Origin of the sequence: Streptomyces purpurogeneiscleroticus (genome assembly GCF_020024005.1) — a bacterium.
Lineage (GTDB): Bacteria > Actinomycetota > Actinomycetes > Streptomycetales > Streptomycetaceae > Streptomyces > Streptomyces purpurogeneiscleroticus.
This window is the reverse complement of record NZ_NHSG01000198.1, coordinates 1-8,429: the sequence shown is the minus strand read 5'-3', so window position 1 is coordinate 8,429 and position 8,429 is coordinate 1. Positions and strand designations below refer to the sequence as shown.

At 74.2% G+C, this 8,429-nt stretch carries 8 protein-coding genes and 1 pseudogene; 2 read left to right on the top strand and 7 right to left on the bottom strand.

Annotated elements, in window-relative coordinates; all coding sequences use genetic code 11:
• The 3 genes and pseudogenes from CCS38_RS12945 to CCS38_RS12935 form a co-directional block, all read right to left on the bottom strand.
• Positions 1–203, bottom strand: a pseudogene (locus CCS38_RS12945) (oxidoreductase); the annotation flags it as partial.
• Positions 200–1,318, bottom strand: a complete 1,119-nt coding sequence (locus CCS38_RS12940; RefSeq protein WP_223733389.1) for an aromatic ring-hydroxylating dioxygenase subunit alpha — start codon at positions 1,316–1,318, stop codon at positions 200–202. The gene CCS38_RS12940 and the pseudogene CCS38_RS12945, both read right to left, overlap by 4 nt.
• Positions 1,319–1,498: 180 nt before the next feature.
• Positions 1,499–2,287: an IclR family transcriptional regulator gene (locus tag CCS38_RS12935; protein WP_223733388.1), complete on the bottom strand. Its 789-nt coding sequence runs from the start codon at positions 2,285–2,287 to the stop codon at positions 1,499–1,501.
• Between the two features lie 140 nt (positions 2,288–2,427).
• Between CCS38_RS12935 and hemG the strand changes: the two genes are divergently transcribed.
• The gene (gene hemG / locus CCS38_RS12930) at positions 2,428–3,906 is read left to right on the top strand and encodes a protoporphyrinogen oxidase (protein ID WP_223733387.1); all 1,479 of its coding nucleotides are present in this window, start codon (positions 2,428–2,430) and stop codon (positions 3,904–3,906) included.
• A 2-nt stretch (positions 3,907–3,908) separates the two neighbouring features.
• Positions 3,909–4,649, top strand: coding sequence for a hydrogen peroxide-dependent heme synthase (hemQ, locus tag CCS38_RS12925; RefSeq protein WP_030252339.1), 741 nt, complete (start codon positions 3,909–3,911; stop codon positions 4,647–4,649).
• 33 nt (positions 4,650–4,682) lie between these two features.
• On the opposite strand, the gene CCS38_RS12920 is transcribed toward hemQ, so the two are convergent.
• The 4 genes from CCS38_RS12920 to CCS38_RS12905 all read right to left on the bottom strand — a co-directional run.
• Positions 4,683–6,218 (bottom strand): alpha/beta hydrolase, encoded by a 1,536-nt coding sequence (locus CCS38_RS12920; RefSeq protein WP_223733386.1) that lies wholly within the window; start codon positions 6,216–6,218, stop codon positions 4,683–4,685.
• A 164-nt stretch (positions 6,219–6,382) separates the two neighbouring features.
• The gene (locus CCS38_RS12915) at positions 6,383–7,171 is read right to left on the bottom strand and encodes a DUF4142 domain-containing protein (protein ID WP_223733385.1); all 789 of its coding nucleotides are present in this window, start codon (positions 7,169–7,171) and stop codon (positions 6,383–6,385) included.
• A gap of 151 nt (positions 7,172–7,322) precedes the next feature.
• Positions 7,323–8,216 (bottom strand): TIGR04222 domain-containing membrane protein, encoded by an 894-nt coding sequence (locus tag CCS38_RS12910; protein ID WP_223733384.1) that lies wholly within the window; start codon positions 8,214–8,216, stop codon positions 7,323–7,325.
• Between the two features lie 5 nt (positions 8,217–8,221).
• Positions 8,222–8,429, bottom strand: a 208-nt coding sequence (locus CCS38_RS12905; RefSeq protein WP_223733383.1) for a hypothetical protein, incomplete at its 5' end; no start/stop codon positions are given.

Here is an 8,429-nt window from a genome sequence, read left to right as displayed (position 1 = left end):
ACCCGCCACTCGGCCCGTACGGCAGGGTCCCCGCACAAGGAGTACGAGCGGGCCAGGCCCGGCGCCCACCTGGACCTGCACCTCGCGCCGGGCGACCAGTCCGGCAGCGCGCCGCCGTCCGGGCGGCGCAGCGACAGCTCGCACACGCCGTCGGCGACGGCCCGCTTGCGCGCGACGACCAGGTCGAGGAGGGCGTCGGTCATCGGGCCGCCACCGCTTCCGGCCCGCCCGCCACCGCTTCCGGTCCGCCCAGGACCCCGCCCGCAGCCGGCTGCGCCGATCCCGCGATCATCCGCTCCAGTACCCGCCGCGCCGCCAGCCCGCCCGCATCGATGCCGACGCTCAACTCCTGTACCCGGCGGCCCTCTTCCTCGGCCGTGACCTTCTCCAGGATGTCCAGCGCCGTCACGTCCTGGAGGACGACGGTGCGGTTGAACTCGTGCAGGAAGCCGCTCACGCCCTCGTCCTCACGCGCGAAGTCCCGCGCCACCAGCCAGAAGTCGTACGTGGTGGTCTCGGTGGACGGGGTGATGGCGTACGCGATCTCGGTGTGGAAGGCGTCCGGGTCGCTGCCGTCGGCGCCCGGTACCGAGCCGACCGGCGCGATCCGGCTGTGCAGCAGGTACAGGCAGGGCGCGTGGTACTCGATGTCCTGCCAGCGGCTGACGCGGCCCTTCAGGCCCGTGGAATCGGCGTAGAAGGGCGGGCACTCGGCGTCGTCCATGTGCCGGCTCACCCGGACGATGCCGCGCTCCTCGTCGGCCTCGGTGGTGATCGGGGTGGCGGCGACCTCCGGGGTGCCGATGTACCCGCCGTGCAGGAACGTCTCGTGGGAGAGGTCCAGGAGGTTGTCGACGAGCAGGCCGTAGCGGGCGTTGAGCGGTTCCATGCCGCGGACGACGGTCCACTCCGGGTCCGCGAGCCAGGGGGCGCGCGGTACGGCGGAGACGTCCGCGCGCGCCGGGTCACCGATCCACACCCACACGAAGCCGTCCAGCTCGGCGAGGGGGTACGAGGCGACGCGCGCGGTGCGCGGCACGCGGGCCTGGCCCGGTACGGAGACGCAGGTGCCCGCCCGGTCGTAGGTGAAGCCGTGGTAGCCGCAGACCAGCCGGCCGTCCTCCAGCGTGCCTTCGGAGAGCGGGTAGCGGCGGTGGACGCAGCGGTCGGCGAGCGCGACGGCCTCGCCCTCGGGCGTGCGGTAGAGCGCCAGCGGCTCGCCGCAGACCGTACGGGCGAGGACCTCCTCGCCGCCGACCTCGCTGCCGTACGCGGCGACGTACCACTGGTCGCGGGCGAACGCGGTGGGAACGGGCATGGTGAGGGCCTCCTTGACGCACAGGGGACCCGGGCGGCCCCGGGTGTCGCCACAGACTGGGCGGCGCCCCGGAGACCGGCAAGGGCCTCTTCCAGCAGCTGGAAACATGCGTGCACGGGGGTTGCGCGCCGCGCCCCGGATACGTAAGGCGCGCTCAACAACCGGATGCGCAGGGCGCGCTCAAAGAGCCGGCAGGCTGCGGGCGATGCCCTGCGCGGCGACGCGTACCGCGGGCGCGAGCAGGGCCGCGCGCCCCTCGCTCACCGGGACGACGACCGACAGCGCGGCCACCGCCCGGCCGTCCGGGCCGCGGACGGGCGCCGCCACGGACACCGCGTCCATCGTGATCTGCTGCTCGCTGACCGCCACTCCGGAGGTACGCACGTCCGCGAGGACCGACCGCAGCAGTGCCGGGTCGCCGATGGTGCGCTCGGTGAAGCGGCGCAGCGGCGCGGCACACACCTGCGCGACGACGGAGGGCGGCGCGTACGCCAGGAGCGCGAGGCCCACACCGGTGGCGTGCAAAGGCCAGCGCGCCCCGACCCTCGTACGCACCCCGACCGCGGAGCGCCCCGAGATCAGCTCGATGTACACCGTCTCCAGGCCGTCCCGTACGGCGAGTTGAACGTTCTCGTGCGTCGCCTCGTACAGGTCCTCCATGAAGGGCAGCGCGGCCTGCCGCAGGCCCACGCCGCGCCGTGCGAGCACCGCGATCTCCCACAGCCGCAGCCCGATCTCGTACCGGCCGTCCGCGCGGCGTTCCAGCGCGCCCCACTCCGTCAGCTTGCCGGCGAAGCGGTGCGCGGTGGCCAGCGGGAGGCCGGCCCGGCGGGCCAGCGCGGTCAGGGTCAGGCTGCGGTGTGCGTCGTCGAAGGCGCCGAGCAGCGCGAGCACCCGGTCGGCCGCCGACCGCCCGGCGCCGCCGTGCCTTCCGGGGCCGCCCCCGGCCCGCGGATCGCGCAGGGCCATCGCGCCCCCACCTCCGCTCGTCCGGCAGCCCGTCCGTACGCCAGGCCGCCCGCCCGTCCCTACGTGAAGCCGCGAGCATAGTGGAGCCCCGGAGCCGCTCCCAGGGCCGGGCGCCGGACGGGCTCTGAGAGAGTGGGGGCATGAGCACAGCGCACACCGATACGGGCCAGGAGCCCGGTCGTACGGGCCACGCGCCCGGCCACGTCGTCGTGATCGGCGGCGGCATCTCGGGTCTGGCAGCCGCGCACCGCGCGCTCGACGGCGGCGCGCGGGTGACCGTACTGGAGGCGTCCGGGCGCCTCGGCGGCAAGCTGAGGGCCGGCGCGGTCGCGGGCGTACCGGTCGACCTCGGCGCCGAATCCATGCTCGCCAGGCGCCCCGAGGCGGTCGAGCTCGCGCGGGCCGTCGGGCTCGGCGACCGGCTCCAGCCGCCGTCCACCGCGACCGCCTCCCTCTGGACCCGCGGCGCGCTGCGCCCGATGCCGAAGGGGCACGTCATGGGCGTCCCCGGTGACGCCGCGGTGCTCGCCGCCTCCGGTGTGCTCTCCGAGGCCGGCCTCGCGCGCATCGAGGAGGACGCCGAGCTGCCGCGCACCGAGGTCGGCGAGGACGTCGCGGTCGGCGAGTACGTCGCCGAGCGGCTGGGCCGGGAAGTCGTCGACCGGCTCGTCGAGCCGCTGCTGGGCGGGGTGTACGCGGGCGACGCGTACCGCATCTCCATGCGGGCCGCCGTCCCGCAGCTCTTCGAGGCGGCGCGGAACCACCGCTCTCTGACGGAAGGCGTACGGGCCATCCAGACGCGCACCGCCGCCACCGTCCACCAGACTGGGCCCGCCGCCGCGGGACCGGTCTTCATGGGCATCGACGGTGGCATCGGCACGCTGCCGGGCGCGGTCGCCGACGCGGTACGGGCCAAGGGCGGCGAGATCCGCCTGAACGCGGCCGTGCGCGAGGTGCGGCGGGCCGGCGACGGCGGCTGGGAGGTCCGCGTCGAGGACCGGATCGAACAGGCCGACGCCGTCATCCTCGCCTGCCCCGCGCCCGCCGCCGCCCGCATCCTCCGCCACGAGAGCCCCGCCGCCGCCACGGAGCTGGACGGCGTCGAGTACGCCTCCATGGCGCTGGTGACCATGGCCTTCCGCCGCGCCGACGTCGAGGGGCAGCTCACCGGTAGCGGCTTCCTCGTGCCGCCGGTCGACGGCCACAAGATCAAGGCGGCCACGTTCGCGAGCAACAAGTGGGGCTGGATCGACGCCGCCGACCCGGACCTCTTCGTACTGCGCACCTCGATCGGGCGCCACGGGGACACCGCCGACCTGGCGCGCGAGGACGCCGAGCTGGTGGACCTCTCGCTGGCCGACCTGCGCGAAGCGGTCGGGCTGCCCGCCGCGCCCGTAGAGGCGCGCGTCACCCGATGGGACGGCGGCCTGCCGCAGTACCCGGTCGGCCACCTGGAGCGGGCGGCCCGCATCCACGAAGCCGTCGGCCGGCTCCCCGGCCTCCGGGTGTGCGGCGCGCTCTACGAGGGCGTCGGCATCCCGGCCTGCATCGCGAGCGCCACGAAGGCCGCCGACGCGGCACTGGCCACCCTGACGCCGGGCATTCCGGCCGACGAGTGAGAATGGACGACATGACTGACGCCACCCCTGGGCCCGCGCCCGAGAAGACTCCGAACGCCGGCAAGAAGGCGAAGGACCTCAACGAGGTCATCCGCTACACCCTCTGGTCGGTGTTCAAGCTGCGTGCCGCCCTCCCGGAGGACCGCAGCGGCTACGCCGAAGAGGTCGACGAGCTGTTCGAGCAGCTCGCCGCCAAGGACGTGGTGGTCCGCGGCACGTACGACGTGTCCGGCATCCGCGCCGACGCCGACATCATGATCTGGTGGCACTCGGAGAGCTCGGACGCGCTCCAGGAGGCGTACAACCTCTTCCGCCGCACCAAGCTCGGCCGCGCCCTGGAGCCGGTCTGGTCGAACATGGCGCTGCACCGCCCCGCCGAGTTCAACAAGTCGCACATCCCGGCCTTCCTGGCCGACGAGCAGGCGCGCGACTACGTGAGCGTCTACCCGTTCGTGCGCTCGTACGACTGGTACCTCCTCCCCGACGAGGACCGCCGCCGGATGCTCGCGGACCACGGCAAGATGGCCCGCGGCTTCCCGGACGTGCGCGCCAACACCGTGCCGTCCTTCTCGCTGGGCGACTACGAGTGGATCCTCGCCTTCGAGGCCGACGAGCTGTACCGCATCGTCGACCTCATGCGGCACCTGCGCGGCTCCGAGGCGCGGCTGCACGTCCGCGAAGAGGTCCCGTTCTACACCGGCCGTCGCAAGCCGGTCTCGGAGCTGGTGGCCGGGCTGGCCTGACGGGGCTCCCGGGCCTCACGGCCCCGGCCGGGCTCACTTCTCGCCGGGCTCGGGCTCCTTGTGCGGCTTGCAGAACGCATCCCGCGCCGGGACCCGCCCGGTGAGCAGGTAGTCCTCGGTGTACTTGTTCACGCAGTCGTTCTCGCTGAAGGCGACCCCGTGCGTGCCGGCGTCGCGCTCGGTGACCAGCCTCGACCCGGCCAGCCTGCGCCGCAGCTCCTGCGCCCCCGCGTACGGCGTGGCGCCGTCCCGCTCCGCCGCGAGCAGCAGTACCGGGGGCAGCGCCCCCGGGGCCGTACGGACGTCCAGCGGGCGCTGCTGCATCGTGCGCGCAGGCCGGGGCCAGAACGCGCAGGGCAGGTTCATCCACGCGTTGTCCCAGGTCTCGAACGGCGCGGCCTGGGCCACGATCGTGTTGTCGCGGTCCCACGTCGCCCAGTCCCGCGGCCAGTCCGCGTCATTGCACTCCACGGCCGAGTAGACCGCGTCGCCGTTCTCCTTGGACGCCGCGTCCTCCGGGTCCGGCGCCGCCTGCGCGATCAGCGGCTTCGGGTCGCCCTTGAGGTACTTGGACAGCGCGGCCGCCCGGATGGGCCAGTAGTGGTCGCTGTATCCCGCCATCAGAAAGGCGGACTGCAGCTGGGCCGGGCCGACCTTGCCGCCCGCCGGCTTCCGCCGCAGCTGCGCGGCCGCCCGGTAGTACGACTTGCCCACCGCCTCCGCCGTCGTGCCGAGGCGGTACGTCTTGTGGTGCTTGGCCACCCAGGTGCGCCAGTCGAGCCAGCGGCCCTCGAAGGCGATGTTCTGTTCGAGGTTGTTGCGGTACCAGATGTGGTCCGGAGCCGGGTTCACGACGCTGTCGAAGACCATGCGGCGCACGTGCCCCGGGTAGAGCGTCGCGTACACGGCCCCGAGGTACGTGCCGTACGACGCGCCCATGAAGGTCAGCTTCTTCTCGCCCAGCGCGATCCGCAGCATCTCCAGGTCACGCGCGTTGTTCAGCGTGTTGTAGTGCTGCAGCGCAGGCCCGGCCCGGCGCGCGCAGCCCGCCGCGTACTCCCGTGCCTCCTTGATCTTCTGCTGCTTGAAGCGCTCCGAGGGGTGCACGGGGCTGTCCGAGGGTGCCTTCGCGGACTGCTCGGGGTCCTCGCACGAGAGCGGCGCGGACCTCCCCACCCCACGGGGCGCGTAGCCGACGAAGTCGTACGCCCGGGCTGTGCGGCGCCACTCGGACAGCTCGCCGTACATGGGGAAGGCCATCGCGGAGCCGCCGGGGCCGCCGGGGTTGTAGAGCAGCGCGCCCTGCCGTTCGCGCGCGGGGCCGGTGGCGCGCCGCCGGCTGACGGTCAGGTCGATCTGTTTGCCTTCGGGGCGCGCGTAGTCCAGGGGCACGCGGACCTTGCCGCACTCCACTCCGGACGGGAGGTGCTCCACGGGGGCGCAGCGGCCCCAGGAGATCTTCTTCGGGGCGGGCGCGGGGAGCCCGGTCTCCGCGCCGTCCGCCGGAGCGGCCGCCAGGGTGCCCAGGACCAGTGACCCGATGGTGCCGAACAACGCTACTGACTTCACAAGCCGTCCCTTCGTGGGTCACCGTGCCGCCCCGAATGGCGTCACCGTGTGTGACAAAAGGGATACTTGAGTGGGGATTTGATGATGTAAAGCACCGGGCCCCGGTGTCGGAAGGGATGCCCCGGAAGAGACCGTGCGGGGGCGCGGGGTGGCTGCCTCCGGGGTCAGCGCTCGTCGTCCTCCCCGTGGGACCGGCCCGCGCGGCCGGCGCTCTCCGGCTCGGGCGCCGAGGCGGCCGGCGGCAGCGAGAACGTCGCGGACGGGGTGGCGGGCTCGGGTGGTACGGGCGGCGCCGACGGCGCGGGCGGTACGGGCGGCGGCGCGGCGGGCGACGTCGGCGAGCTCGACGCCTGGGTGTCCCGCGCGATGGCGTCGAAGTCCACGACCCCGGTGCGTTCGAGCACGGTGATGTGGTCGAGCACGGTCGCGTTGGCGTCGTCGGCCAGCTCGCGGACCAGCGAGTTGCGGGTGGTCGCGCGGACCTGCGCGACGACCGTGAAGACCTTGCCGTGCGCCAGCCGCAGGATGTTGGCGAACTTCCGGTCGTACTCAGTGCCGCGCGCGGCCTCCAGTTCGGAGAGCCAGCCCTGCTGCTGGTCGTTGGGCTGGTTGGGCAGGTCGACGCCGACCTGCCGGGCCACCTGCCGTACGCGCCGGTCGAGTTCGGCGTGCCCGTTCACGAGGTGGTCGCCCGCGGTCCGTACGGCCTTGGTGGTGCCGCGCTCCTGCGCCTGCTGCCCGGCCGGCAGCTCCCACAGCCCGGCCAGCCGTACCTTGGTCACGAAGTCGCGGTCGAGCGGCGAGAGCGGGCCGGAGCGGGTGGCCACGGTGCCCGCGTCGGGGTCGGTGCCGGCCGCCGACAGCCCGGCGAAGGACAGGATGGGGAAGAGCAGTGCGGCTGCCGTCGCGACGAGTGCGGCGACGACGAGACCGGTTCCGGTGACGGTTCGCATGGTGCCTCCTGGTGCGGCACCGCACGCTATTCGGCCCGGCCCGGCCCGCGCCCCCGTTCGCCGAACCCCGCTCAACGGGAGGCGTGTGTTGGTACGTTGACGGGTTTCCGGGGCCGCTCGCGCGGGCAGGGGCGCGGCTTCAGCCGGCCGGTCAGCTGCCCGAGCCGCACCACGTCCCGCCGCTGTCCCCGGCCGCGCTCCAGTCGGCGCCCGGGCCGGTCGAGGACACCGCGGCGGCCGCGGCGCTGCCGGCCGCCGCCCGCTGCGCCTCCAGCAGGTGGTCGCGCAGTACCCGGTCCACCAGTACCGCCACGCCGCCGACGGCCACGGTGAGTGCGGCGGACCGGTCCGCCGGGCCGGTGACAGCCGCCCTGTTCGCCGCGCGGAACTGCTTCAGGGCCCGCTTGCCGGCCTTGGTGATGCGGCGGCGCACGGCGCTCCGGCACAGCGTGCCGACGAAGATCCCCGCGAACACCGCGGGCGTCACCTTCAGCACGAACGGCATGTTCTGCGGGTACTGCGGAGCGCCGTCGTCCAGCGCGCCCGTCACCGACTGGAAGATGCCGAGGAAGAACACGCACATGCACGCGCCGATCTGCAGCCGGGCCAGCTGCCGCCAGCGCCGGCCCGTCTCCGGGCGGCGCAGCAGGCCGCGGTCGGCCAGCCGGTCGCCGATCTGCTGGACGGCCGCGCTGCGCATGATCGTGGGGCGCAGCCTCGTCAGCGAGCCGCCGGGCGTGCGTACGAGCGCTTCCAGTACCGCGGACTCGACCGGGTCGTGCGAGACGGCGGGGCGGCGCGCGGTGACCGTTCCGGGGCCGCCGATCGCCAGCCGGCCGTCGCCGTGCATCCCGGCGATCGCCGCGTCGGCGACCCGGCCGGGGCCGCCGGCGAGGAAGGCGTTCTCCCAGAGGCCGTGCGAGTCCACGTCGACGAGCACGGTGGTCCGGGGGGACGGCGTGGCGCGGCGGGTGTGGACCGTACCGGCGATGAGCACCACTGAGGAAGCGGCGACGGCCCAGTACACCAACTGCGCGAAGGACAAAGTGATTACCTCCCACTCCGGGATCTGTCGACATACTCCACCCGCGAGCCGCCTGCAGGCACGCTCAGGGGCGCGCTGCGGCCGTCCGCCGTGCTGCCGTCCGGGCCCGGACCGCCGTCCGCCGCGTGGCCCCTCCGGGGCAGCAGACGGCCCGTCACCGTGCGCGCCAGCCGGGCCAGCCGTGCCGCGGGGCGGGCCGTCTGCTGCCCCGGA